This window comes from Paenibacillus sp. p3-SID867, assembly GCF_025142895.1.
Lineage (GTDB): Bacteria > Bacillota > Bacilli > Paenibacillales > Paenibacillaceae > Paenibacillus_AQ.
In genome coordinates, this window is record NZ_JAMBDM010000008.1 from 347225 (window position 1) to 370503 (window position 23279).

General features: G+C 46.6%; 25 protein-coding genes. 17 read left to right on the forward strand and 8 right to left on the reverse strand.

Translation table 11 applies throughout. The features are described from left to right. Positions 1 to 10 precede the first annotated feature (10 nt). From M4D81_RS18565 to hisC, 4 genes are all read left to right on the forward strand, one after another. The gene (locus M4D81_RS18565; protein WP_260067570.1) at positions 11 to 1222 is read left to right on the forward strand and encodes a Bcr/CflA family efflux MFS transporter; all 1212 of its coding nucleotides are present in this window, start codon (positions 11 to 13) and stop codon (positions 1220 to 1222) included. Between the two features lie 127 nt (positions 1223 to 1349). Beyond that, positions 1350 to 2954: an alkaline phosphatase family protein gene (locus tag M4D81_RS18570; protein ID WP_260067571.1), complete on the forward strand. Its 1605-nt coding sequence runs from the start codon at positions 1350 to 1352 to the stop codon at positions 2952 to 2954. Between the two features lie 219 nt (positions 2955 to 3173). After that, entirely contained in the window at positions 3174 to 3479 is a 306-nt protein-coding gene (locus M4D81_RS18575) for a Dabb family protein (RefSeq protein ID WP_260067572.1), read from the forward strand. A 33-nt stretch (positions 3480 to 3512) separates the two neighbouring features. After that, a complete protein-coding gene (hisC, locus tag M4D81_RS18580) occupies positions 3513 to 4625 on the forward strand; it encodes a histidinol-phosphate transaminase (RefSeq protein WP_260067573.1) in 1113 nt (370 codons plus the stop codon). Between the two features lie 202 nt (positions 4626 to 4827). On the opposite strand, the gene M4D81_RS18585 is transcribed toward hisC, so the two are convergent. From M4D81_RS18585 to M4D81_RS18595, 3 genes are read right to left on the reverse strand one after another with little or no spacing between them, the layout of a single operon-like run. Continuing rightward, positions 4828 to 5910: a Ger(x)C family spore germination protein gene (locus tag M4D81_RS18585; RefSeq protein ID WP_260067574.1), complete on the reverse strand. Its 1083-nt coding sequence runs from the start codon at positions 5908 to 5910 to the stop codon at positions 4828 to 4830. 1 nt (position 5911) lies between these two features. Then, positions 5912 to 7006 (reverse strand): GerAB/ArcD/ProY family transporter, encoded by a 1095-nt coding sequence (locus M4D81_RS18590; protein WP_260067575.1) that lies wholly within the window; start codon positions 7004 to 7006, stop codon positions 5912 to 5914. After that, positions 6999 to 8333, reverse strand: a complete 1335-nt coding sequence (locus M4D81_RS18595; protein WP_260067576.1) for a spore germination protein — start codon at positions 8331 to 8333, stop codon at positions 6999 to 7001. Before M4D81_RS18595 ends, M4D81_RS18590 begins: the two co-directional genes overlap by 8 nt. Before the next feature lie 139 nt (positions 8334 to 8472). On the opposite strand from M4D81_RS18595, the gene M4D81_RS18600 reads away from it, so the two are divergent. After that, positions 8473 to 9132: an FMN-dependent NADH-azoreductase gene (locus tag M4D81_RS18600; protein ID WP_260067577.1), complete on the forward strand. Its 660-nt coding sequence runs from the start codon at positions 8473 to 8475 to the stop codon at positions 9130 to 9132. 67 nt (positions 9133 to 9199) lie between these two features. On the opposite strand, the gene pdxR is transcribed toward M4D81_RS18600, so the two are convergent. Beyond that, positions 9200 to 10597, reverse strand: a complete 1398-nt coding sequence (gene pdxR, locus M4D81_RS18605) for a MocR-like pyridoxine biosynthesis transcription factor PdxR (RefSeq protein ID WP_260067578.1) — start codon at positions 10595 to 10597, stop codon at positions 9200 to 9202. A gap of 132 nt (positions 10598 to 10729) precedes the next feature. On the opposite strand from pdxR, the gene M4D81_RS18610 reads away from it, so the two are divergent. Both M4D81_RS18610 and M4D81_RS18615 read left to right on the forward strand, forming a co-directional pair. Continuing rightward, the gene (locus M4D81_RS18610) at positions 10730 to 11752 is read left to right on the forward strand and encodes a DMT family transporter (RefSeq protein WP_260067579.1); all 1023 of its coding nucleotides are present in this window, start codon (positions 10730 to 10732) and stop codon (positions 11750 to 11752) included. A gap of 45 nt (positions 11753 to 11797) precedes the next feature. Beyond that, positions 11798 to 12148 carry a YndM family protein gene (locus tag M4D81_RS18615; RefSeq protein ID WP_260067580.1) on the forward strand — a complete coding sequence of 117 codons (351 nt, stop codon included), beginning with the start codon at positions 11798 to 11800 and terminating at the stop codon, positions 12146 to 12148. Positions 12149 to 12239: 91 nt separating this feature from the next. Here the strand turns inward: M4D81_RS18615 and M4D81_RS18620 are convergent, their stop codons facing one another. Further along, a complete protein-coding gene (locus tag M4D81_RS18620; protein ID WP_071224207.1) occupies positions 12240 to 12752 on the reverse strand; it encodes a DUF3231 family protein in 513 nt (170 codons plus the stop codon). A gap of 186 nt (positions 12753 to 12938) precedes the next feature. Here M4D81_RS18620 and M4D81_RS18625 point away from each other — a divergent pair, with 186 nt between their 5' ends. The 6 genes from M4D81_RS18625 to M4D81_RS18650 all read left to right on the forward strand — a co-directional run bounded on the left by M4D81_RS18625 (position 12939) and on the right by M4D81_RS18650 (position 17618). Continuing rightward, positions 12939 to 13793: a manganese catalase family protein gene (locus tag M4D81_RS18625; protein ID WP_260067581.1), complete on the forward strand. Its 855-nt coding sequence runs from the start codon at positions 12939 to 12941 to the stop codon at positions 13791 to 13793. Between the two features lie 182 nt (positions 13794 to 13975). Continuing rightward, a complete protein-coding gene (locus M4D81_RS18630; RefSeq protein ID WP_260067582.1) occupies positions 13976 to 14569 on the forward strand; it encodes a DJ-1/PfpI family protein in 594 nt (197 codons plus the stop codon). 459 nt (positions 14570 to 15028) lie between these two features. Continuing rightward, positions 15029 to 15565, forward strand: coding sequence for a GNAT family N-acetyltransferase (locus M4D81_RS18635; RefSeq protein WP_260067583.1), 537 nt, complete (start codon positions 15029 to 15031; stop codon positions 15563 to 15565). Between the two features lie 202 nt (positions 15566 to 15767). Beyond that, positions 15768 to 16319, forward strand: coding sequence for a sigma-70 family RNA polymerase sigma factor (locus M4D81_RS18640; RefSeq protein ID WP_260067584.1), 552 nt, complete (start codon positions 15768 to 15770; stop codon positions 16317 to 16319). Continuing rightward, complete coding sequence (locus M4D81_RS18645) at positions 16316 to 17086, forward strand: DUF4367 domain-containing protein (protein WP_260067585.1); 771 nt, start codon at positions 16316 to 16318, stop codon at positions 17084 to 17086. The genes M4D81_RS18640 and M4D81_RS18645 overlap by 4 nt, the downstream gene beginning before the upstream one ends. Before the next feature lie 34 nt (positions 17087 to 17120). Continuing rightward, positions 17121 to 17618 (forward strand): hypothetical protein, encoded by a 498-nt coding sequence (locus M4D81_RS18650; protein WP_071224189.1) that lies wholly within the window; start codon positions 17121 to 17123, stop codon positions 17616 to 17618. Between the two features lie 152 nt (positions 17619 to 17770). Here M4D81_RS18650 and M4D81_RS18655 read toward each other — a convergent pair whose 3' ends face one another. Next, on the reverse strand, positions 17771 to 18208 hold the full coding sequence (locus M4D81_RS18655; RefSeq protein WP_260067586.1) for an SgcJ/EcaC family oxidoreductase: 438 nt from the start codon (positions 18206 to 18208) through the stop codon (positions 17771 to 17773). 353 nt (positions 18209 to 18561) lie between these two features. Between M4D81_RS18655 and M4D81_RS18660 the strand changes: the two genes are divergently transcribed. The 4 genes from M4D81_RS18660 (at position 18562) to M4D81_RS18675 (ending at position 21205) form a co-directional block, all read left to right on the forward strand. Continuing rightward, on the forward strand, positions 18562 to 19122 hold the full coding sequence (locus tag M4D81_RS18660; protein ID WP_260067587.1) for an RNA polymerase sigma factor: 561 nt from the start codon (positions 18562 to 18564) through the stop codon (positions 19120 to 19122). Beyond that, positions 19083 to 20048, forward strand: a complete 966-nt coding sequence (locus M4D81_RS18665; RefSeq protein WP_260067588.1) for a hypothetical protein — start codon at positions 19083 to 19085, stop codon at positions 20046 to 20048. Before M4D81_RS18660 ends, M4D81_RS18665 begins: the two co-directional genes overlap by 40 nt. A gap of 117 nt (positions 20049 to 20165) precedes the next feature. Beyond that, entirely contained in the window at positions 20166 to 20957 is a 792-nt protein-coding gene (locus M4D81_RS18670) for a hypothetical protein (protein ID WP_260067589.1), read from the forward strand. A 134-nt stretch (positions 20958 to 21091) separates the two neighbouring features. Continuing rightward, positions 21092 to 21205 (forward strand): sporulation protein YjcZ, encoded by a 114-nt coding sequence (locus tag M4D81_RS18675; protein ID WP_194542276.1) that lies wholly within the window; start codon positions 21092 to 21094, stop codon positions 21203 to 21205. A 56-nt stretch (positions 21206 to 21261) separates the two neighbouring features. Here M4D81_RS18675 and M4D81_RS18680 read toward each other — a convergent pair whose 3' ends face one another. Further along, complete coding sequence (locus M4D81_RS18680; RefSeq protein ID WP_260067590.1) at positions 21262 to 22332, reverse strand: anthranilate phosphoribosyltransferase; 1071 nt, start codon at positions 22330 to 22332, stop codon at positions 21262 to 21264. After that, positions 22329 to 22952, reverse strand: a complete 624-nt coding sequence (locus tag M4D81_RS18685; RefSeq protein ID WP_071224174.1) for an ANTAR domain-containing response regulator — start codon at positions 22950 to 22952, stop codon at positions 22329 to 22331. The genes M4D81_RS18680 and M4D81_RS18685 overlap by 4 nt, the downstream gene beginning before the upstream one ends. Positions 22953 to 23279: the final 327 nt, after the last annotated feature.

The following is a 23279-nucleotide window of genomic DNA, read 5'->3' on the forward strand; positions in this document are numbered from 1 at the left end:
TTTGACACATATGCTTCATAACCCGACAGGAAAAGAACGCCTCGGATTAGCCTTGCTCCTCAGCTTGCTAGGCATATTAGGACCGTTCAATATCGATATGTATTTGCCGAGCTTTCCCGACATTGCCGATGATTTAAGCGCGCGGGCGTCGCTCGTACAGCTTAGCTTGACATCCTGTCTGATCGGCCTTGCTGTTGGCCAAATCATTGTGGGACCGATCAGCGATGCGCAAGGAAGAAGAAGACCGCTGCTCATATCGCTTGCCTTGTTTGCCCTTTCTTCCTTATTCTGTGCATTGGCACCCGATATTACGGCGCTTATCATCGCCAGATTCTTGCAGGGATTTACGGCAGCTGCCGGCCTTGTCATCTCGCGCGCCGTTGTAAGGGATGTGTTCAGCGGTCGCGAGCTTACGAAGTTTTTTGCCTTATTATCCGTCATTAATGCGGTTGCCCCCATGGTTGCACCGATGTCCGGTGGAGCCATTTTGCTTATGCCAGGTGCAAGCTGGCATTCGATCTTTTATTTTTTAAGCTTGTTCGGTGCAGTCATCGTATTGATCGTCGCTTTTCGGTTGAAGGAAACCTTGCCGCGGGAGAGAAGAACGCCTAGCTCCCTTACCCATTCTGTGCGTACGATGGGAAGCTTGTTCAAAGATCGATCTTTTATCGGATATGCGTTGACAGTAGGCTTTATTCACGGAGGAAGCTTTGCTTACGTTTCGGGGACGCCGTTTGTATACCAAGGAATTTACGGTGTGTCGCCGCAGGTATTTAGCGTGCTGTTCGGAATCAATGGAATCGCCATTATTTCGGGGAGCTTCATCATTGGCCGTTTTGGCGGCATCATCCATGAGCGGAATTTGCTTCGAATCGGGGTCATCGTCTCCGTAAGTGCAACCTTCCTGCTCCTGATCATGACGATGCTCAAAGGGCCTCTCGCGATCATTGTCATCTTGATCTTTATGTATATGGTTACAATCGGCATGGTGGCTACCAGCACATTTACGCTGGCCATGGAGAAACAAGGTCATCGGGCAGGAAGCGCAAGTGCTGTCATTGGTTTGCTGCCCTTGATGCTTGGTTCGATTGTGTCACCGCTGGTCGGTATTGACGAATCCACAGCCGTGCCGATGGGGGCCATATTGTTCTTCACTTCCGTGTTGGGCGCGGCATCGTTCTTCAAATTGACGAAACCACAGGGGAGTCCAGTGGAAAGCTGATTTTGTGATTGGTGTGAGGGCGACAGCCCCTCTCTTTGTTGACATGCATGCATGAGGAAATATGCAAAATATCCCTCGAATGACATTCCCGTCTCCGTGACAAAATGTACTAAGGTGGTGAATGGAAATGCAGATAAAGAGAATTATAATCGTCATGCTGTCGCTTGTATTGATCACAATTATGGGCTGCCAGCATCAAAAACCTGCCGAACAGGATTTGCTGCGGGTTAAATCCGAACAAGGGGCCACACATAAGAAAGTCATCTTCCTGATGGTCGATTCACTCATGGCACAGGCGATCGATAAGGGCATTTCACAAAAACAGCTGCCCACCATTCAGTATTTGATTGAACATGGACAATACCATAAGGATCTGGTCAGCTCATTTCCTACGATGTCCGTTACGATTGACAGCACGATGTTAACCGGGAAAAATCCGAATGACCATGGTATACCGGGTCTCCTATGGTATTCGTCCGACGATAAAAAAATGATCAACTACGGTACTGGACCGATGGAAATCCTCAGACAAGGCATCAATCCGGTCCTGACCGATGCATTAATCCATTTGAACGGGAAACATTTAAACTCGAATTCACGAACGATCTATGAAGATTTAGCCCGTGTTGGCTTGAAATCAGGATCGATTAACGGCTTGATATATCGGGGAGCGACCGAGCATACGCTGACGATACCGGATTGGATTCAAGGTCCGACATCACTACAGAAAACAATAAAAGTCAAGGGGCCTGATTTTCTAACGTTGGGAGCCTTGTCTAATCCCTTAGAAGGTGCGGAGAATTTGCCTGATAATCTCACCGACCGGATGGGGCTAAACAATAAGTATGCAATAGAAGCTTTGAACTATTTGATTCAAGCGAACAAGCTGCCGGATTTTATGTATGTTTATTTACCGGATATGGACCAGGAGCTTCATAAGAAGGGTCCGTCTTCGCTTGAAGGAGTCAAAAAACTGGATCAGCAGCTCCAATCCGTATTGAATTCTTTCGGTTCGCGGGAAAAAGCGTTAAATGAAGCTATTTTCGTCATCGCCGGGGACAGCGGAATGACACAGCTTCTTCCAGCGAATCAGCGTTCAGTGATTGATATGCCAGCTATGCTGAGAGGCATCTCCGTTCTAAAGCCGGGCGAAGAGGTGAAAGCTGAAACCGAGGTCGCCCTTGCCGTCAATGAAACGATGGCTTATGTATATAATTTCAAACCCAGTCGTTCCCTGCGAAGCTTGGCGGAAATCCTGAGCAAGGATGACCGCATCGATTTTGTTGCTTGGAAAGAAAATGAATGGATTCATGTCCTTCAAGGCTCCACTTTGAAAGAACTCCGATATAAGGCGAAAGGTAACCTAATCGATCGCTATAAACAAACGTGGACCGTGAAGCAGGATGCCAAGGTGCTGGACCTTACATTAAATGCCGATCATCGAACCTTGAAGTACGGACAGTATCCCGATGTGCTGGAGAGGTTGTTTGGTTCGCTGAATTCTCATAAAGGTAAATTTTTGGTCGTGACAGCTAAACCGGGATACGAATTGGCAGACCGAAGTTCACCAACACATGAGGGGGGCGGAGGCCATGGCTCGCTCCGACGAACCGAGTCGCTTGTCCCGCTTATCATTGTTGGAACTAACGAAAAGCCTGAGCATCTACGAATGGTTGATCTAAAAGCCTATTTACTTGATCTGTTGACAAATCACGTTCAGAGAACAAAATAATTTGCAGAAGCTATACTGTCATGTTCTATCCTATGCCAGTGTAGTGCAGTTTGCTGGATGTTAGGCACTTTTTTCCGATTCTTATGGAAAAGGGTGCCTTTTTCATAGCGATTTATTTGACTTTTGCCGTTATAATATGATGTAACTCTAGCCACAGCACTTCTAGCTGCCAAGATGATCTCAACCTTATAAGAATCTTAATAAAGGAGCTGTACGAACATGACGACCAACCGAATCATTCATTCCGTTATTTTTTCGCTTAAACATGAGAAAGGCTCAGCGGAGGAGCAGCGTTTCTTGGAGGATGGACGATCTGCCCTCAGTACGATTCCAACGGTTCAAGACTTTAAGATATTCAAGCAAATCAGTCCTAAAAATACATATGATTTCGGCTTCTCGATGGTGTTTGAGAACGAAGGCGATTATGAAGCCTATAATGAGCACCCGCAGCATATTGACTTCGTCGAGAACCGCTGGAAGAAGGAAGTCGAACAATTTTTGGAGATCGATTACAGCGAAGTGTAGAAGATGAATACACGGTAACGGAGGGAGAACATATTGAATCAAGCAGGGGTAGATAAAGAGTTGCAAGTAACGCCGCGGCAGGCATTAGGATGGTTGAAGCCTTACACGGCCGGAAAGCCCATCTGGGAAGTACAGCAGGAATACGGCTTGGATCGCGTCATCAAATTGGCTTCCAATGAAAATTCACTCGGTCCTTCGCCCAAAGCATTGCAAGCCATTCAGGAGCAGCTGCCTGATCTGCACCGTTATCCCGACGAACGCTCTTCGGGTCTAGCCCAAGCGCTTGGCGAGCACTTGGGATTGGCGGCGAATCAATTCATTGTGACAAACGGCGGCGATGAGCTGATCATGCTGATATCTCGGGCATACCTTGAGCCAGGCGACGAGATCGTGGTTCCTGATCCGACATTCAGCGAATATGAGTTTGGCGCTTTTCTTATGTCCGGTACGGTCATTAAGGTACCGCTGCGTGAGCAATATGCCTTCTCTGCGGAAGATATACTGTCCGTGATTACGGAACGTACCAAAATCGTGTATCTTTGTACTCCCAATAATCCCACAGGCACCTACATTCCCGAGCTTGAAATGAAAAAGCTTCTGGACCGTCTTCCTACTCGCGTGCTGGTTGTGATCGATACGGCATATCGTCATTACGCGACAGCCCCTGATTACTCGGACGGGATCCGTTTCATCGAGATGGGATATCCGGTCATCACCCTGAATACCTTCTCCAAAATCTACGGACTTGCGGGTATTCGCGTCGGCTATGGCGCTGCTTCGGAAGGCATCATCCGTACACTGCTTCAGGTTAAGGAGCCCTTTAACGTCAATGCGCTGGCACAAGCGGCGGCATCGGCCGCACTTGGGGATGAGGAGCATGTCCAGGCATCATGCCGGATGAATGAACAAGGCAGACAGCAAATCTATGAGGGACTGCGTCGGTTATCGATTCCTTACTGCGAGAGCATGAGCAATTTTATTCTGGCAGAGCTTGGAGAACAGGCGGAGATCCTATATCATAAGCTGCTGGAGCGGGGGATCATCGTCCGCTACGCCAAAGGTTGGGGACTGCCTAAGCATATTCGGATTTCGGTAGGAACCGCGGAAGAAAATCAAGCGCTGCTTGATGCTTTGGGTGAATCTTAGGGCATACCACGTAACCTATGGTAAGTATGAAGAGTTAAAAGAGATGCTGTTATCCGTCAAAAATCCCGATAAGAGCGCCGATATTGAAAACATCCGAAAAGGATCCAGATTGAACTGCACCCCCATTGTTAGACATGATCTAACTATGGGAGGTGCAGTTTTTTTGATGAATTGTGATGCAGTCTAATCCGTTATCCTGAATTTACAGATTCTTAAGATTACCCCGATTCTCAATGATGGTTGTTACACGCAGTTTGAAATCCAGATTCGGGTAGTAAGTGGTTCTCCAATCCCGCAGCTGTTCTCGGGTCAGATGGTTTCTGAAATATTGGCCCAAGGCAAAGATATCGGCTTGATCTGTTTGCGTTTTCTTAAACATTAGATCCAGACGAGAGGTCAGCAGCGCCTCCAGCTTCTCGTTAATTTGCTCCTCCGTTAGATGCCCCCTGGAATCTAGTATGGTGACCTTCAGCCTGAGATGGCTTCGGAGATAAGGCTTATCATTCTTCATCCAGCTATGATGGGTAAGCCTGTTGCTAATGATTTGTACGGTGGCGCTGTCCATAATCTCCACCTTGCCGAATGCGCTTTTTCCATAAAAGGCATTGGCCACTAGCGTTTCATCGGATCCGATTTGACCCGTCATTCTGCCATTCTTGATGATGGCCGAACCCAAGCATTCAATACTTGTGGATCTTCCTGAACGTATGATCGGGACGATGACATCATGTGTATAGGAATGAATGCTGCGAAACATTTGCCATATCCGGGTGTCCGCCAACTGGGGGTTCCAGCCGGCGTTTTTTTCGAAATAATCATATATGATATTGCCGCTGTGTTCCGATTTGGCTGCCATATCTGAGAAGAATTGATCCAGCCCTTGATCACTGATGGCAAATAGCGTTTTGGAGGAGATGTCTCTGGAACGATTAAATGCGGAAATGATGTCTTCCATGCCGTTACGGGCAAAATTTTTATCCACGATGACGATTTTCAAATGCAGCAAATCGACCTGAGTCTCCATATTCATGCTTATATGATCGATGATTTCATTGATGGTATCGCCCGTATCCGAAACGATATTTACGGTGCTTGTGTCATTCGTTGCCGGAATATCCAGAAACACCTTGTATTGATTCTCCTCGGTTAACGAAATGCCCATAATGACCGGAAGCGAGCGATGGTTAATGTCTTTGATATCCCAGCAGCCGGTAAGCAAGGGCACCAGGGCAGCCAGCATGAGAACGAATTTAAAGGTAATTCGGATGGTGGCAAGCTTGTCCATATTAAGTTACCTCCGTAGTACGGTTCGCTTTATGCTTGTGCCGCCAACCGATGATAAACGTGATCAGCGGAATGACCAGGAACATATACAGCCTCAGTGGAATAATCCACCCTTGCAGCGTCTTAAGGAAGTCCCAGTTGGGGATGGCGATGGATATGGCAAACAATCCGATGGTCAGCGCAATCAGGAGAAAGTTTTGAGGAATGAACGGGACGGCCCGCTTGGCCAGCGTGATGAGAACCCATAATGTCACACCCAGGAACAGAAACGCAAAAGCCATCAAACTCAATAAAAAGAAGATTGTGATCCGATCAAATAAAAGCCATGTAATGTTCACGGTGTCTATCGTCATTAGCATGGGGAATTCATATAATTCGGCGGTTGCGTGACCAAAGGTTAGAAGCGGCAAATAAACGGATAATAAGAACATGGGAAACAGCAAGAGACAGCCTAGCATCATTTTTTTGGTGCTGATCTGTATAGATGGCGGTAACAGCCCCAGGAAAAAGAAACCGCCCGCATATACGAATAAACTGACCAGAAAATCAGGTTTAGCAAGAAAATGGAACGATTGACCCGGGTCAATGATCGGCAGCAAGTAATACCAATCCACATTTTGAAAGCTAAAACAGAGAACAAAAATAATGGGGATTGTGAACAGGATAACCAGCAGGACACTGGTTCGGGCCATGCTGCCCATTCCTTGCCAAGCCATGAGGAAAGCAATGGATATCAGTAACAACTGGATCGCCCACAGCGGCGTGCTCGACAAGAATACTAAGGTGAGCATCTCGGAATAAGCTCGGATCGTTATGATAATGGCTACGCCGAAGTAGAGCAAGGCAGGCAGCAGGAGTATCCACGGAAGAAATTTGCCGACGCTTCCGAAAATATCCACGACATTCCGATGCGCTGCCCATTGCAGTCCTTTGACATACATGTAGAGGGCTATCGCATGCAGACCATAGCTTATGGAAATTCCGATCCAATGCCCCATGTCCATGGCCGAAAACAAATCGGAAGGATAGAGAAAAAAGATAAGACCCATATGACAAACCACATACATGATGGCTGCTTGATAACCACTCTTATCCATTGCGATCATCCTTCTGATTTAATGTTGGAAATGACAAGTAAGGAATGCCCATGCTTTTTTGATGGCCCATATAGGCACAAATGACCACGATTCCAGCAAGGAGTCCCAACATCCCATAGATGGCGGATAAAATGATCAGCAGGTATTTGAACACGCGAACAGATACAGCGTTCTGAAACCCCACTACCGTAGAAGAAGCGATCGTGGTACCTGCCAGCACGATAATCAGAAGGTTGCTGACAAGTTTAGCGGACACGGCTGCTTGGCCCAGTATAATACCACCAACCATCGTAATCGTGGGGCCCACGCTTTTTGGAAGTCGAACACTTGCTTCAAGAATGAGCTCTAAAACGATGAGGAGCAGCAGCGTTTCGACAAAGGCGGGATAAGGTACGTCCTGCCGGCTGTTAGCAATCGACAAGGCTAGCTGAAGCCGCAGTACCTCAGGGTTAACGGACACTAAGGCCACATATAACCCAGGAATAATCGTTGCGATCAAGACGCCCACAATTCGCAAAAGACGGATAAGGTACATGAAGGTACGAGGGTAATTATGATCGTCCTTCATGCAGAACATATCCATGACGAGACTGGGTAAAATGATCGCAAAAGGATGACGGTCAATCATAAATACCACTTTACCTTGTTGAAGGGCGTGAGCTGCATTTTGCGGTAATTCCGTCATGTTGAAGTTGGTTACGAACGACCACTTGTTTAATCCCAGCATGTTCTCAAGCTGTTGTATATGTTGAATATCCTGGTGTAATCCTGCTCTGATCTTCGCTTGGATGGATTGCAGTAACTCGGGGTTGATCCTGTCTTCCTGATAGATTAATAATAACGACTTGGGGTGACTTGACCCCACCGTGTACGCTTCTACTTGCAGGCTGGGTCCGGTGCAGTGTTTTCGAAGGATGCCGATATTCGTATGGATATCCTCCAAAAAAGAGCTGCTGGAGCCGTATACCGTACTTTCCGTTTCAGGCGCAGAGACGGAGCGGGTGACACTTTTCGATATCGGAAGCACGGCGCTGCAAGTTCCCGACGAGGGTTCCAGGATGATCAGGTTGCCCTTCATGATGTCAGGAATAACCGCTTCCAGTTTGGGTTCGACAAGTTCGCCCAAAATTTTTAGAAGTTTCGCGGGCGGCAGGGAGGTTTTGACCAGATTTGAGGTTTGAGTTTGAAGGGATGCGATACTCTGGGGCAGATCAACTAACGAATCTAAACCGATCACTTGAACTTGATACTGCAGCAATTGAATTTCAACATTGAAAAAATCAGCATTCGCTTTGAAATACTCAGCCAGGCTTTCTTTGAGATCCATACCTTCACTCCCCCGACACATATATTAGATATCATTTCCATCGCAGCCTTTGATTTATGCATAAAAGCATGGTTGATGTCACACTTGGATGGCCTTATTTGTCTACATTATGAAATAGACGAAAAAGGAGAGAGATAAGATGGAGAACATGCTCATCATCAACGCACATCCGAGGGTGGAATCAGCTACATCGGTCAGCTTGCGGGTGCTTCAGCATTTTTTGGAGGCGTACACGAAATGGAATCAAGCAGGTGCTATAGAACAAATCGATTTATACCGTGATTCTATACCTGCTATAGACCATATCGTTCTAGAGCTATGGAACAAACAGGGTAGAGGGGAGCCGCTTAACGAAGAGGAGCAACAGCTAACGGACCGCATGTCCGCCATTCTGCAGCAATTTAAAGCGGCACGGAAATATGTCATCGTAATGCCGATGCACAATTTCAACGTTCCTTCCAAGCTTAAAGATTATATCGATAACATCCTCATTGCACGAGAGACATTCCAATATACGGAGAAGGGTTCGGAAGGTTTGCTAACCGATGGCCGTAGTCTGCTGGTCATTCAGGCGAGCGACGCCATTTATACAAATAACGATTGGTATACCGAGGTGGAATATTCGCATAAATACCTTAAATCCATGTTTAACTTTATGGGGGTTATGGATTATCAGATCATCCGGGCACAAGGAAATGCATTTTTTGATAGGGATCAAGTTCTGGCACAGGCTTTTCAGGAAGCCGAAGAAGCTGCGAAACGTCTTGCAGGTAAGAAGGTTGAGACATCAAGTAAGTAAGGGTAGATAGTGTCCTGCTCTGTATATCAATTAAACAAGGCTGCCAACATGGCAGCCTTTCCTTCGTTCATTCATAGTGGCCCTGCTCCTTCAAATAGGTGAGCAGTAACGCCATGTTTTTGCGAATCTCATCAGGGTTCAGATGACCGTAACCCAAAAGCAGCTTGTTTACATGCATGCCCTTCTGAATACTGTGATACTCCACAGGCGTAATGCGTATTCTGTTTAACCGGCTTTTTTCTCTGAACGACTCATCAAAATGAATTCCGGGAAACTCAACGGCAAGATGCAGTCCTGCCGCCTCTCCCCAGGGGTGCCAGGCCTTCCCGAAACACTCTTCGAGTGATGATAAAAGCACCTCCCTACGCTCACCATATAATCTCCGCATTTTCCTAATATGTCTGTCAAATTTTCGAGTATGTAAAAACTCAGCCAGTGCTGCTTGCTCAAACGGCGGATTCTGAACATCCGTATAAGTGCGGGAAAAACGCCAGCGCTGCTGAAGCTTAGGTGGAAGTATCGCATAACCAATCCGAAGAGCAGGAAAGAGTACTTTACTAAATGTACCGATGTAGATTACCCGCTCCGAGTCCATGGCATATAACGGCGATACCGGATCACCATAATACCGGAATTCACTGTCATAATCATCCTCGATAATATAGCTTTGGTTCTCCCGTGCGAAACGGATTAACGCGGCACGTCGGTCAGCGGGCAGGATTCCGCCTAGAGGAAATTGATGTGAAGGCGTGATATAGACGGGTGAAGATGGTTTTCCTTTCAGCTTGTCAGGCTGTATTCCATGTTCATCCACTGAAATAGGCTGGACGATGTAGCCTTTATTAATAAATGTCTGCAGCATCTCGATGTTGCAGGGGTCTTCAACCATAATTTCCATTCCATCCTCATACAACAAGTCAGCAATGACGTGCAGTGCATGGGTAGCTCCTGCCGTTATAAATACGTCCTGAGGATCTACGGAGAGCCCTTTGCTCCTGTAAAGCCATGAAACGATTTCCATGCGCAGTCGCGGCAATCCTTGGGGACCGGTATAACCTAACAGCTCAGGAGGCATCTCGCTTAATGTTTTCTGCGAGATCTGCTGCCATAGATACCGCGGAAATTGCCTTAATTCGGGCTGGCCCGTCCGGAAATCAACTAAAAAAGAAAGGGGTGTCTCTACCCGCTTCGGCGGTTCTTCGACTGGAGGGTCATCCAGAGACAAACCTTCGGCAATCCGGGTCGGTGATCCCTGGCGGCTCACGACAAAGCCTTCGACGAGCAGCATCTCAATAGCTTCATTTACGGTATTTCGTGATACATGCAGCACATTTGCCAAAACACGAGTAGATGGCAGCGCTTCACCTGCCTTGAGTTTCCCTTTAATAATCTGGTCCCGGACGGCAAGATAAATCTGGCGTTTTAGCGGAATTTCGCTGCTCCGCTCCAGTTCAATTCCCCACATTAGGGCATGACCTCCAACTGGTCTGTATAAATTCTAGTTAAACTGGCTCTTTTTCCGTACCAGTTAACACTCTATGATTGTAGCATATATCAATGTCTATTAATCCTAAGATGATTTGGGGGATGTGATCGTTTGGAGCGTTGGAAAGGGATGTTGTATCTGTTGGGTGCATTTTCACTTGCGGGCACCTCGGTTATTACCGGTTGGTTTTTGAACGAAAGATTAGGAGTTTTCACCATTACTGCAATCAGCTTGTTCTTTGCGCTTCTGTGTTTGCTGCCTCTGTGTCTGAGGAATCTAATGAAGACGGTCCGTCGTTTATCGATAAGAGAGTGGAGGATTCTATTCTTCCAGGCGTTATTTGGAATGTTTCTGTTTCGGATGTTTTTACTGTACGGCCTACTACATACAAGTTCTGCTGAAGCTGGAATATTAACGGGTGCCACGCCTGCCTTTACCGTTATTCTGGCCGGCTTGATGCTGAAAGAATCGATGAACCGCACCAAGCTAGTGGGTGTTCTAAGCACGGTGGGAGGAGTTATCGTTATCCAGGGGTTATTTTCATCGGATCTTTCATTTTCCATTCATCATGTATGGGGTAACGCGCTAGTCCTCTGCGCAGCAGCGAGTGAATCTTACTTTAACATCCTGTCTCGGATCAGTTCAGTCAAGCAAAACACGACATACCATGAGACTATTCATCCTATAGTCCAAACGACATTGGTCTCTGCACTGGCCCTCATGCTCTGCCTGGTTCCTGCATGGTTTGAGAACCCCGTAGCTTCACTATCAGCGATCGGACTAAAAGAGTGGCTGGCTCTGGTTTGGTATGGACCTGTTGTAACGGCGCTGGCTTTTATTTGTTGGTATGCCGGCATCAAGCGGTGCCAAGCATCAACGGCCGCAGCTTTTTCGGGGATGATGCCATTTACCGCTTTAATGCTCTCGGTCATCCTATTAAAGGAATCGGCCGGCTGGGAGCAGTGGTGCGGGGGACTTCTGGTCATTATAGGTATGATTCTGATTGGGAGAAATCAAGCGCAAACCGGTAAATTGTCCATGCAGCCTGTCTCTGACCATGGAATTATATCTGGAGTTCGGAATGAACGAATGGATATAGACGGTGGGAAATGTAGAACGGATAAAATTGGGTAATAAATGATAAGCAGGATAACATTAAGGATAAGGAGAGTGATCCGGATGGAGAAATTACTAGTTAAGCTTCTGGTACATGGCGTCATGATAACGGCAATCCTAGTCGGTCTATCGAATGCTACGTTTGCATCAGCGGTTATTGCTGCTATGGGTATCGGCATTGTTGCTTATCTGGTGGGTGATCTTTTGATTTTGCCGAGGACGAATAACATGATGGCTACCATTGGAGATGTGGGACTGGTATTCGTCATGCTGTGGATTATCAGCGAATCGGCGAACTGGACGTTGAGCTTCCCGGAGATTCTGCTGATTACGGTGTTAGCCGGTATCTTTGAATTTTTCTACCACATGTGGCTTCTTCGGGACCATGAACCTGTTCAAAAACAACGGGCTTGAGTTTCGGCAACGCCAATCTGTGATTAACAAATTTAAACAATGAAAAAACACTCTGACCTCATCGGAGATCGGAGTGTTTTTGTGCTTTAGGCTATTTTTCTTCAGGTCTCTTGATTTGAAGAGGAGGGGGAATGAGCCAGCCTTTTTCCTTATTCATCTGGAGGATCCGCACACCCAGCGCCGTCTTGGTGAGATGATATTTAGCGAATAAAGCTCCTATATCCTCCCGGATGGACATCCCCATGGTTTTACTGCATGATACGAGTCCGAGTGAAGTATCAGCAGCGATTTTGGCGGCAATTTCAGGATCTGTGAATCTTGCACCTACTGGAATATCCTCCAGTTTGGCCGGGGGTCTTTCGGGAAGTCCCGGTGCAGGGGCGATTCCGTTATCTGTAAGCAGTTCATCACATTCTTTAATCTCAAGTTTTGCTTGATCGAGCAGATCTTTTAGCATTTTTTTGAGATCTTTATCGCCTGCGTGACTCATATAAGCTTCGTAGCAGGAAACCATGCCCTTTGCCATCATCGACGTTTCCCATACACTGAAGATTTCACCATAATGCATAGGCTCATTTTTAGGATTGCCGCTTAGAATTCCCAAGTTGTTCTCTCCTTTTGTGTTTAATACAAACAGAGTCATTATGTGCAGGAGAGTATCTTTTAATTCTTTCGAAGCAGGTACAGGCAAATTCGAGGAAATCATTGTCTGAAGGTGCGGATGCATGGGAAATGGGACATTAACGCAAACTGGATTCGTGACAATATTGAGGAAGCGGGAGGAAGTTGAATGTATTTTTACAAAGAGGATCTGATCAATCTGATCGTTCCGGATAAACCCGATCCAGCAGCTGCAAAAGTGCTGCAGGAAACGCTAGGCGGCCGATTCGGCGAAATGCGGACGTTGATGCAGTTCTTTTTCCAAAGCAATAATTTCAGAGGGAACGCAACTCAATACCGTGACTTGATCCGTGGCGTTTTCTTGGAGGAGATAAGCCATGTCGAGTTGGTTCAACATACAATCAACCAGCTGCTGACCGGAGCGGGCGCAGAAGGCGCAGGTAATTCCGGAACGGACGGCGCGCCGCTGAATGAAGCGATTAAGCATGCGAATCCGCATCATTTTATTATGGGAGCGCAGAGTTCATTGCCAGTTGATGCCGCAGGAAACCCATGGCAGGGAAATTACGTGTACGATCACGGGAATTTGGTTAGTAATTTACTCGATAATGTCGTGCTTGAATCTACGGGAGTGCTTCAAAAAACACGGATCTATGAGATGAGCACAAACAAAACCTTCCGCGAGACGCTAGCTTTCCTGATTGTGCGGGATAATGCGCATCAAAATGCATTTGCCAAAGCGCTGGAGACGCTGGGCGTTGAATGGGGTAAAATATTCCCTGTTCCGAATTATGACATCCATAAATATCCGGAATGTCAAAAATACGTAGATATGGGCTTCCATAACGCACAGTTCAACTTCAGGCTGGATGATACTCGAATCGGCGAAATCTTTAGCGGTCAAACCCCAAGCAGAAATGGCGGGGAGCTGCAAGTGGTTCAACCTCCGGAGGGGTTCCCGTTACCTGTGATGCCTGAGCTGGCCAACGAGCATGCACCTGGGTTATACGATTTAAATCAGTGATTCATCTGTTTGGATATGCAGAGGCTATTGAACCAAAAGAGGCAGTCATCGGGCTGCTTTTTTTGGTTGTTTTTATTAATCTGTTGAATTTAGAGATAAGTATAGTTAAGATAGAACACAATCCGAAAGATCGGGATATCTTGAAGATCATATAGAGTGAAAAGGACGGGGGAGGATGGCTTATGAAGAAAGTGCTTTTGTTGTTGGCGGATGGATTTGAAGCTGTGGAAGCGAGTGTATTTACCGATGTACTGGGGTGGAACAACCTGGAGGGGGACGGGACAACCCAGGTAGTGACCGCGGGACTGCATGACAGATTGAAATGCACGTGGAATTTTACCGTCATTCCTGAGGTCACGCTGGACTCGGTGAAGGTGGAGGATTACGATGCTCTGGCGATTCCTGGCGGGTTCGAGGAAGCTGGCTTTTATAACGATGGATATGACTCCAGGTTCTCCAAGATTATTCAGGAATTTCATGAGCAGGGCAAGTGGATTGCCACGATCTGCGTTGCAGCTCTTACGCTTGGCAAAGCCGGCGTGCTGGAGGGACGAAAAGCCACGACGTATGATCACCCGACCAGCATCAGAAAATCGCAGCTGCGGGAATTCGGTGCCCATGTCGTGGATGAACAAATTGTAGTAGATGGAAACCTGATCACCTCATGCAACCCGGCAACGGCTTTTGATGTGGCATTCACTTTATTGGAAAAGCTGACATCGTTGGAAAATACCCTGCATGTGAAAGAGCTTATGGGATTTACAAGGAATGCATGATCAAAGACTAAATGAATTTTAAGCAGTAAGCCTGTCGGAAGAAGACAGGGCTTATTGCTTTTTTTTGTGATGACGAAGTACAGCGGTTTATATAAAAAATAATTATAATCATACAGCCTATATGTAAGCGTTGGTTGTGGATGATACCCTTGAGTGCAAGGAGGGATATAATTTGCGTTTATTTCCTGTCTCCTACTCGCTTCTGTCCAAGCAAGCGGTAGGGTTACATATCCAGCATCATTATGAGATCGGTAGGCGTTGTGAAAATCATTAGATCCCTCAGCGAAAATGATCTTGCCGCTGTCCCGGTTTTTGTTGCCATTCGGCAGCTTTGGCTCTTTGGTCTATGTTTTCAAGATTTGGAGTTTGCAGGGCATGGCCGACTTTGATGAAGGTTTTATAGATAGCAAAATGCAGTATTTCAAGAGTTTGGCATATGTCTAGAACGGAGGAGAGCATATGAAAGTTACCGTGGAGTTAACCGATTTTTCCACCAAATTTATCATTAATAATATATATCCGCTGTATTTGCATGATTTATCAGGGATATGGGGATGGAAGCCGAATCGATATGGCATCTATGAGGATGATGACACAAGAACCTTGAATGACCAGAATCAAGTTTTTGATATATGGTGGGAAAAGCCAACGATTTTGTTTCCTTACCTGATCCGAGTGGATGGCATCCCGGCAGGATTTGCTCTGGTAGCAACCCCGCCATACACATATGGCAGTGAATTTTACATGAATGAGTTTTTTGTTATGAAACCCTTCCGAGGCAAACATGTTGCGGAGAATGCTGCATCACAAGTGTTCGACAAGCATCCCGGCAGCTGGGAAGTCCAGACGAATGCCACGGATCGCAATAAACGGGCGCAGGCATTCTGGAGAAAGACGATGAACAACTATGTTTCGGGCTCACGCGTGCAGGAATTTGTGGCTGCGAGGGACGACAATGAAAAGCTGATCTTTCAGTTTAACTCAACGCTGGAATAGAAAAGCAGATACTTTGCTGAGATGGGTGGGACAGTGGCATCATTGAAATAATAGCAAGCGGGAAAGCCCAACCGGTCGATTGCGATCGGTTGGGCTTTTTGTTACCTTGTCAGGCATTCTTCAGCTTTTAAATTTTTATTTTGCCATTGATGTAGCGGAATGGAGAGTTTAGCCGTCTAAAGGGTATGGAGGTGGTCAACAGATGGCAAGGCCGGCCGGCCCTAACGACAAATCAAGATTTCCGTCTGAGCCCTCCCTGGCGCTGGAGCAATTCATGAACGAGTATGGCACTTCCATAATGCGTACAGCCTACTTCTACCTGGGTGATCGACATTTAGCGGAGGACGTTAGCCAGGAGGTGTTCCTGCGGGCTTTTCGCCATTGGACATCATTCCGGGGGGAGAGCAGTGTGAAGACGTGGCTGACGAAGATTGCAATTAATGCATGCCGGGATAAACTGGGTTTAAAAATGACACAAGAGCAACCGACGGACCCGCTGCTGCTGGAAAGCTCCGTACTCCGCAATGTGGAGGAGGAAGCCATGGAGCGCCTAGATCAAACAACCATTCTTAAATATATTGCCAAACTGCCGGTTCATTATCATGAGGTTATTTACTTGTATTACTATCTTGACCTGGGAACTCGTGAAATCGCGGAAGCTACCGGAGCACCGGAAGGGACCGTTCGCGGGAGGCTTCACCGGGCAAGAGAGCTTCTTGGCGAATACCTGATAAAGGAGGGACTCGCACAATGACATCCCAGGACGACCAACTTCGGGACCTTATAAAAAACGAAGCGGATGACCTCCTGTTTGGAAACCTTCACTTCGATACGAATATGCAAGTGAAGGTGAAGCAGCTTGCAGAGCGAGAACGAAAGCAGTTGGAGAATCAGGAGCGAAGAACGAGAAAAAGATGGTATCCATGGTTCGCCGGAACAGCAATCGCTGCTGCGCTCATCGGATTATTCCTCATTTTCGCTGAGCCTAACTTCCTTAAATCTCCGGAATCGCCTACTGTAGTACTGGAGCCCCCTGTGGTCCTAAACGATCCTGGTCCTGATGCCCCGATCGAGAATCCACCGGGTATTTCGAATAACGAACCGCGAATTCTCGGCAGCTATGATGAGGCAGGGCAAGCCTTTGGTGATGAGCTTCGTATTCCGTCCTATCTTCCCGAGGGCTTCTCCCTTCATCAAATTTCGGTAACAGGTCCGAAAGAAGAGGCAGCTACAGAAGCGGTATTCAGTTACACAGCAGGCGACCGTTCATTCGGTTTGTTTGTAAACAAAGATGACAAAGTGAATATGCCCCAGCATTTCGATGAAAAAGTGGACTTGAACGGTGTCGAAGGCTATTTAATCAGAGGCGAGCCAATTCAAGACAACGGAGGGATGGTTCCTAATGTTCAGCTCCATTGGTACACAGATCATATTCACTTTATGATCTCAGGTCTTGTGAGCCAAGAGGAAGCTCTTCAAATTGCCCGGTCCATGGAACCGGTTATGAATCCAGATCCATAATCGATCATACAGAAAAATCAGGAGGTAAAGAGATATGAAAAAGGTAAATGTGAAGCATTGGGGCAAGATACTGCTGTTGGGGAGCGCTTTGCTCGTATTTGGGGCTGGTTCTGCCTTGGCTGCGCCGGATAGCGCGGTATCATCATCCTGGCACTTGGCTTCCGCAGCGGAAGATCGTCTGACTAACAAACAAGCGGAGATTGACGAATATGTTGCCGGTGCAGGTCAAGAAGAGCTTTCCGCACAGGGTTTTACTGTGACTCACACGGGGGTGGTCGGTGATAAGGTTGAGGTTGGCATTACACCATACAATGAACAGCATGCAGAATTCCTTTATGCGAAGTTTGGACGTGATATCGTTCAGGTGGTGGAAGGAGAGCAAGCGATTCTCTATGGAGCGAATGCGGCTGAAGCCGATGTGGTTGCAGCGGAAGAAGCGGGTACGAATCCATGGATCTGGGTCGGCGCGGCGGTTGTCATGATTGCGGGTGGACTGCTTATCGCCGGAAAAAAACGGTTTCCACGGAGTTAAGAAATTGCACCACCGTTGAACCGTTCAAAACCGTATGAAGCAATAGATGAACTCACTGAACCCAGGTCCCCGATCTTATGATCGAGAATCTGGGTTTTCATATGGGAACTGTTGTTTATGCTGCATGGATGATAGACTCACTCTTATTGTGGTTATCCTTTACGGTGCAACTGGATTAAAGTATTCTGACCCGCAGCAAGTTGCCAAGTGTCTTGGTCCTTGAGCATCACATAGATTGCCAGGCTTCCTTGTCCGTCTTCGATGAGTCCCCCCTTCGATGTAGCCGGATACTGTCGTATATGCGCGATGGCCACATCCTGGCGTAAGAATACAAGTTTCTCAACGAAATACTTTGCGTATGAATGAAGAAGCGGCCCCTTTAAAACAACTTTATGTGCGTTATTTATTTGATCCCAGCCTGAGAGCATCTCCCCCATCACATTGACCCAAGTGGAGTCTTGGGTAAAGTGACGGTCCAAGGCATCGGCGTCATGTTGATTAAATGCCGATTCCATATCGGCAATCGTTTGTCTAATGATGCGTCCTTCCTGCTCCTCTAGCACCTTGCGATTTTCCTGGATGTTGGACATTGCGAATAACCTCCTTTTTTTGTACTGCATTTTGGGCCGAGATCTCTTCACCCATCAATTGATTTCTGTGATTTCATCTTAGATGATAAGATATATAATTAAAAATATATTTTATGGCAGGAGCATATGCCCTCAGGTATATAAGCGAGATGTGGGATCATCCAGACGTTCGAAGACCTCGTTACTGATAAAAGAAAAGATCGACATTACATCAAAACAATTCATACTTGAGGTATGAGTTGTTTTTTTATATATGTTACAGATGTCCCTTTTTGGGCAGAAGAGGTGTTATACAAACGTAAATTAGATTTACGCGGAGGTGCGTCTTCGAATTGGATTCGATAGAGGAGTGCGTGAGGCGCGTTAAGGCCGGTGAGGTCGATTGTTTCGAGCCTATCGTTGAAACGTACAAAAAACAGATCTACATATATTGCTGCCGGATGCTCGGCTGCAAGCAGGACGCGCAGGATGCCGTCCAGGATATCTTCATCAAAGCGTTCACCAAGCTTCATACCTATGAAGCGAAGGTATCGTTCTCATCATGGTTATACAAGATTGCCTATCATCATTGTCTTAATCTGCTTCGCAAGAGACAAGTTCGCATGCGAGTGAACCGACTCATCAAACCGGCAGGTTATGCTGATAGCGTGGAACAGACGCTGGAGCGCAGGTGGTTCAGCGAACCGCTGGAATATGCCATGACCAAGCTCTCGGTGGAGGAGCGGAATCTGCTCGTGCTGCGGGTGTTCGAAGATAAACCATTCACGGAAATTGCACAGATTCTGGATAAGAATCTCAGTGCAGTGAAGAAAAAGTATGCTCGGATGAAACAGAAAGTCATCAAGCTGATTCAGGAGAAGGGGGGTACGGAGTTATGCGAGATTCTGGACAATCGGACCAAGATCGAATTCTGAGAGGCATGGAACTGCACTCCGTGGAAGAAGAGGTGGACGTGACCCCCGCCATCATGCACAAGGTGCGTCAAATTCACCAGAAGAAACAAGGAAGAAATGCCGGCAATCGTAAGAAAACGTTGATTATTGCGATGCTTACTGCGATTTTGATTCTTTCGTCAATTAGCGCTTATGCAAGCCAATACCTGATTCAGATCAAGAACGAGGAAGGCGAAGTTATTCTGTCTACCATAAAGCCATGGAAATACTCCGAGTCGGAATATAACGCCAAACGTAAAAAAGAGACGGAAGAGGAGCTGAGCAAGAGGTTAAAGCCCGGAGAACAGGCTGTATATTATATCAAGGATCAGCATCTGACTTCATCAACCAGAAAATATCCACTGAACTATTTTTATATGGCGACAAAGCATCCGAATTATCAAGAACTGGCAAAAGAAATTGAGGAGAAGGATGCGCCCCTACTTCGAAAACCTGATTATGTACCCGAAGGGTATCGATTTGATTTTGGACGGATTCAAATTAGAAACGAACCCGTGTGGGGAACACCGGGGTACGAAAGTCTTCTAAATGAACTTAAAGAGCAGGCGGAGAAGTCGGATGAAGAACAGGGACTGTACTATAAAATTGTTCCTTGGTTCAAGATTGCCTCTACAGGAATGGAATATCGTAAAGGCGATAATCGGATCAGGATTTTAGCTTTTGCACGAGAGAAGGGCCCAAAAGCTGGAGTGCTCACAAATCAAGCCGTAAAACTGACGGTAAATGGGAAAGAAATGATTTTTTCTGCCGATCAGACAAATGAAACGCGCAGCTTGACTTGGTTAAGCGACAGTGAAGAGGTGCTATATATAATTACGGATGATCCAAAGGATCCGCTATCCAAGGATGAGTTTGCGAAGATTGCAGCCGGTCTTGTTTCGGAATAAACGCTTTTCCATTATTTTTTACAAAATGTCCCTTTTGTTGTCGGCAAGGTGTTATATGAGATGTATTTCAACACTATTTTAATAGGCCTTACCGCCGAAAGGAGCACGAATTGTACCATGATGAAAAACAAGATGAAGGTCGCTTTATTTCTCGCAGCAACGATGATGATCGGTTCCGCGAATGTTTATGCAGCAAGCACTGCAAGTACGTCTGTTCCGCAGACGAAAGCAGCGGCTTCTACTGCCAAACCGGAGAAGACATCCGTTTCGTATGAAGATCGTATCAAGGAGCTCAGTAACAAACTTAAAGCAGGGCAGATGGTTGCGTATTATGTTGCGGACCAGGAATATAACCGGTTAGATGACATTTACTTTACGTCTATAGGCTTTGTTCATACCAAGTATGCGGACTATGTGGCGAAGGCAAAGGCATTGAACGCTCCTACGCTTACCAAGCCTGCTGACTTGCCGAAGAGTTATTCATTCCAGAACGCGATTTTATACTTAAAGAGTCCTGAAAGAACGTCTAGCTTGTACGCAGAAATTGAGCAGGAATTAAAAGCGAAGGCAGCAAACGGAGAGAAATTCGTATATTCCGACATCATGAAGTCGAATGAAGCGTCCGCGGTGGTTCTGAATTTTGATAAAGGAAAAGTAAAGCTTCAAGTCGTTGCGAGTTATATTGTCCCTGAACAGCCAATGGGCGGAACGCCTGTGCCGCAGAAGAAACCGAACGAGAAGAAGGAAACCATCGTCATTAACGGAGTGGAATGTGTCTACACAGCTGACTCCAAGGGAAGGGATCACCTGGATTGGGTGGATGAAGAGCAGCAGATCCGGTACAGCATTTGGGCGGAGAGCGCCAAATCGGATGTGCTGAACTATGCGAAGAAAATGATTGCGAAATAAGTTATTACCCTAAAGAATCCATATTCATTTTGACTCAACGCCAGTCTGTTTTTATTTTATTTCTCTATAGTCTAAGCTCTTTGAAATATCGAGCATAGGATGTTGTGTTCGGCAAAGTAAAGGAGGTTAGAACAATGGGTGAAGTTGGTGGATATGGCGGAGGATATGGTTCCGTTGGAGCAGTACTGGTACTCTTCATTCTCTTGGTCATCATCGTTTCTGCATTCGGATTTGGATTTGGAGTTTAATAGGTATTAAATGAGTGAAACCCGCACCGCTTGCCCGGTGCGGGTTTCTATCTGTATTAATGTGCAACATGTCTGACGATTGGCGATGTCAAACCATCATGTGGGACAGACTCTAAAAGCAAGGACAACCATTTGTCGTATAACTCCCACGGTTTACCCGAATCCAGCAATGCCTTGCAAGTATAGATGCCTTCCTCGACGGATCTGACTTTATCCGCCAAGTGTAAGCGAACAGCTCCATTCAGCAGTACCTGGTAGATAAAAGCGATATTCCCCTTACCCTGCAGAACCTCTGAGGTAACGTTAGCTTGTTCAGACGGGGTCCAGCTTATGTCCGGAACGGGCGTATCAAGTCCGTACGCTTCCGGATCGATGATATGGAGGCTGGCTTCACCGTTCTCAACCCGGTAAGTCCGCGTGGGACGGTGAATGAACAGTTCATCGGAGCCTTCACTTCCCTGAATGATGATCGCTTTCCGATAACCGAGTTTTAGGATCAGTCGGCTTAAACGGTCAAAGACCGTGTTATGGTATACGCCAAACGTTAGGAAAGGGGAATGGGAGTAATCCACAAACTTTTCGGTCGTATTGAGCACGGTCCGCATACCGAGCTCCTCCCGGATTGGGCGAAGATTCTTAAGCGGGGGACACCATTCCTCAGCATGTACATATAATACGCCGGATTGATGGGCTGCGCGGATGCATGATTCTTTTGCCAGTAACGATCCGGATATCCCCTTCTCCGCGAGTATATCCGATAATGTGATCCCCCACTTCGGGGGCAGTGATGCGGTTCCATGCAGAGTGACAGGCAGATCAGCAGCAGCCAGCACGAACGCGGTGGCTAAGGTAGAGAAAAATGATGACTTTCTGCCATCATAAGGTCCTGCACAGTCTACACCCTCATGTATAAACGAACGGTCCGCATATTCACGGCAAACCTGCACGAATGCCTCCAATTCTTCCACGCTTTCCATTTTGATGCGTTCCGCAATGAAAAAGGCTCCGATCTGAGCAGGGGTTGCCTGCAATCCGAGAATCGATTCTGCAGCCTGCAGCGCTTCCTCGTAAGTCAGGTCACGCGCGCCCCGCTTGCCGCGACCGACTTCTTTTAATAAGTGGATCATGATTTTTTTGCACCTCCTGAACCGGTCTCCTGCAGCAATTGATACAACTTGACGATCGAGGTTGCGACATCCACCATTCTTTTTCTTTCATTCATCGCCTGTTTGCGCAGGACATCGTATGCTTCGGATTCCGAAATATTGTTCATCTTGCATAGAATGCCTTTGGCCATATCAATCCATTTACGCTCTTCAATGCGAGCAAGGAGCTGCGTTCTTTCGTTATGCCACTGCTCTCGTTCGTAAAAATGCTTGGAGCTAAAATGCAGCGTCCAATGCAGCTCATGCTCCTTCATGGCGGGGAATAAAAGTCCATCAATAATAACATCATCCTCACATGCTTCGAGAGATTGCGAAGCGGCATGATCGCTGCACCACCACAGAACCGGAACGCGCTTTTGTTGTTCAAGGGTGCTGGACCACGATTTGATTGCGGCAACCGGGAGGTGGAGTACCGTTCCGTCTGCTTCCATGATTCCAGCCAGCGCTTGCTTCTCACTTCGGGCAAGGAGGACCTTGTATCCATAAGAACGAAGGATAAACTCCGGAAGAAGCGCCCTGGCATCTGTGTCACTTCGCTCTGAAGCAGGGACCGGATGGTGGATAACCAGCAATGAACGCATGGATTGACGCTCCTTTCATAAATGATAGTCGTCAGATATAAGCTGTCAGTAAAAATAGATATTATGTTAAATTATATAACATATATCACAGGTGGATGTCGATATTTAATAAATTTTCTTCTTCTCATGTCAAATATGTTGACAGTTGGCCCGAGGGTATTGTATATTTCCCTCAAGAACTTTAAATTTTGGATACAACGGTGTATCCCATTAGCGGCAAAGAAGCCTGCTTTCGTTCCGGTAAGAGTGTGCCTACTCTACTGGAGCGAATGCAGGCTATTTTGGTTTCTGTAAGGCTTCTGATGAATCAACAAGTATATTCAAAGG

Coding starts and splice junctions, on each gene's coding strand:
- M4D81_RS18565 (WP_260067570.1), top strand. CDS start 11: ATGCTTCATAACCCGACAGGAAAAGAACGCCTCGGATTAGCCTTGCTC.
- M4D81_RS18645 (WP_260067585.1), top strand. CDS start 16,316: ATGACATCCCAGGACGACCAACTTCGGGACCTTATAAAAAACGAAGCG.
- M4D81_RS18570 (WP_260067571.1), top strand. CDS start 1,350: ATGCAGATAAAGAGAATTATAATCGTCATGCTGTCGCTTGTATTGATC.
- M4D81_RS18670 (WP_260067589.1), top strand. CDS start 20,166: ATGATGAAAAACAAGATGAAGGTCGCTTTATTTCTCGCAGCAACGATG.
- M4D81_RS18685 (WP_071224174.1), bottom strand. CDS start 22,952: ATGCGTTCATTGCTGGTTATCCACCATCCGGTCCCTGCTTCAGAGCGA.
- M4D81_RS18680 (WP_260067590.1), bottom strand. CDS start 22,332: ATGATCCACTTATTAAAAGAAGTCGGTCGCGGCAAGCGGGGCGCGCGT.
- M4D81_RS18595 (WP_260067576.1), bottom strand. CDS start 8,333: ATGGATCTCAAAGAAAGCCTGGCTGAGTATTTCAAAGCGAATGCTGAT.
- M4D81_RS18675 (WP_194542276.1), top strand. CDS start 21,092: ATGGGTGAAGTTGGTGGATATGGCGGAGGATATGGTTCCGTTGGAGCA.
- pdxR (WP_260067578.1), bottom strand. CDS start 10,597: ATGTGGGGAATTGAACTGGAGCGGAGCAGCGAAATTCCGCTAAAACGC.
- M4D81_RS18635 (WP_260067583.1), top strand. CDS start 15,029: ATGAAAGTTACCGTGGAGTTAACCGATTTTTCCACCAAATTTATCATT.
- M4D81_RS18585 (WP_260067574.1), bottom strand. CDS start 5,910: ATGGACAAGCTTGCCACCATCCGAATTACCTTTAAATTCGTTCTCATG.
- M4D81_RS18600 (WP_260067577.1), top strand. CDS start 8,473: ATGGAGAACATGCTCATCATCAACGCACATCCGAGGGTGGAATCAGCT.
- M4D81_RS18590 (WP_260067575.1), bottom strand. CDS start 7,006: ATGGATAAGAGTGGTTATCAAGCAGCCATCATGTATGTGGTTTGTCAT.
- M4D81_RS18630 (WP_260067582.1), top strand. CDS start 13,976: ATGAAGAAAGTGCTTTTGTTGTTGGCGGATGGATTTGAAGCTGTGGAA.
- M4D81_RS18625 (WP_260067581.1), top strand. CDS start 12,939: ATGTATTTTTACAAAGAGGATCTGATCAATCTGATCGTTCCGGATAAA.
- M4D81_RS18665 (WP_260067588.1), top strand. CDS start 19,083: ATGCGAGATTCTGGACAATCGGACCAAGATCGAATTCTGAGAGGCATG.
- M4D81_RS18615 (WP_260067580.1), top strand. CDS start 11,798: ATGGAGAAATTACTAGTTAAGCTTCTGGTACATGGCGTCATGATAACG.
- M4D81_RS18575 (WP_260067572.1), top strand. CDS start 3,174: ATGACGACCAACCGAATCATTCATTCCGTTATTTTTTCGCTTAAACAT.
- M4D81_RS18640 (WP_260067584.1), top strand. CDS start 15,768: ATGGCAAGGCCGGCCGGCCCTAACGACAAATCAAGATTTCCGTCTGAG.
- M4D81_RS18650 (WP_071224189.1), top strand. CDS start 17,121: ATGAAAAAGGTAAATGTGAAGCATTGGGGCAAGATACTGCTGTTGGGG.
- M4D81_RS18655 (WP_260067586.1), bottom strand. CDS start 18,208: ATGTCCAACATCCAGGAAAATCGCAAGGTGCTAGAGGAGCAGGAAGGA.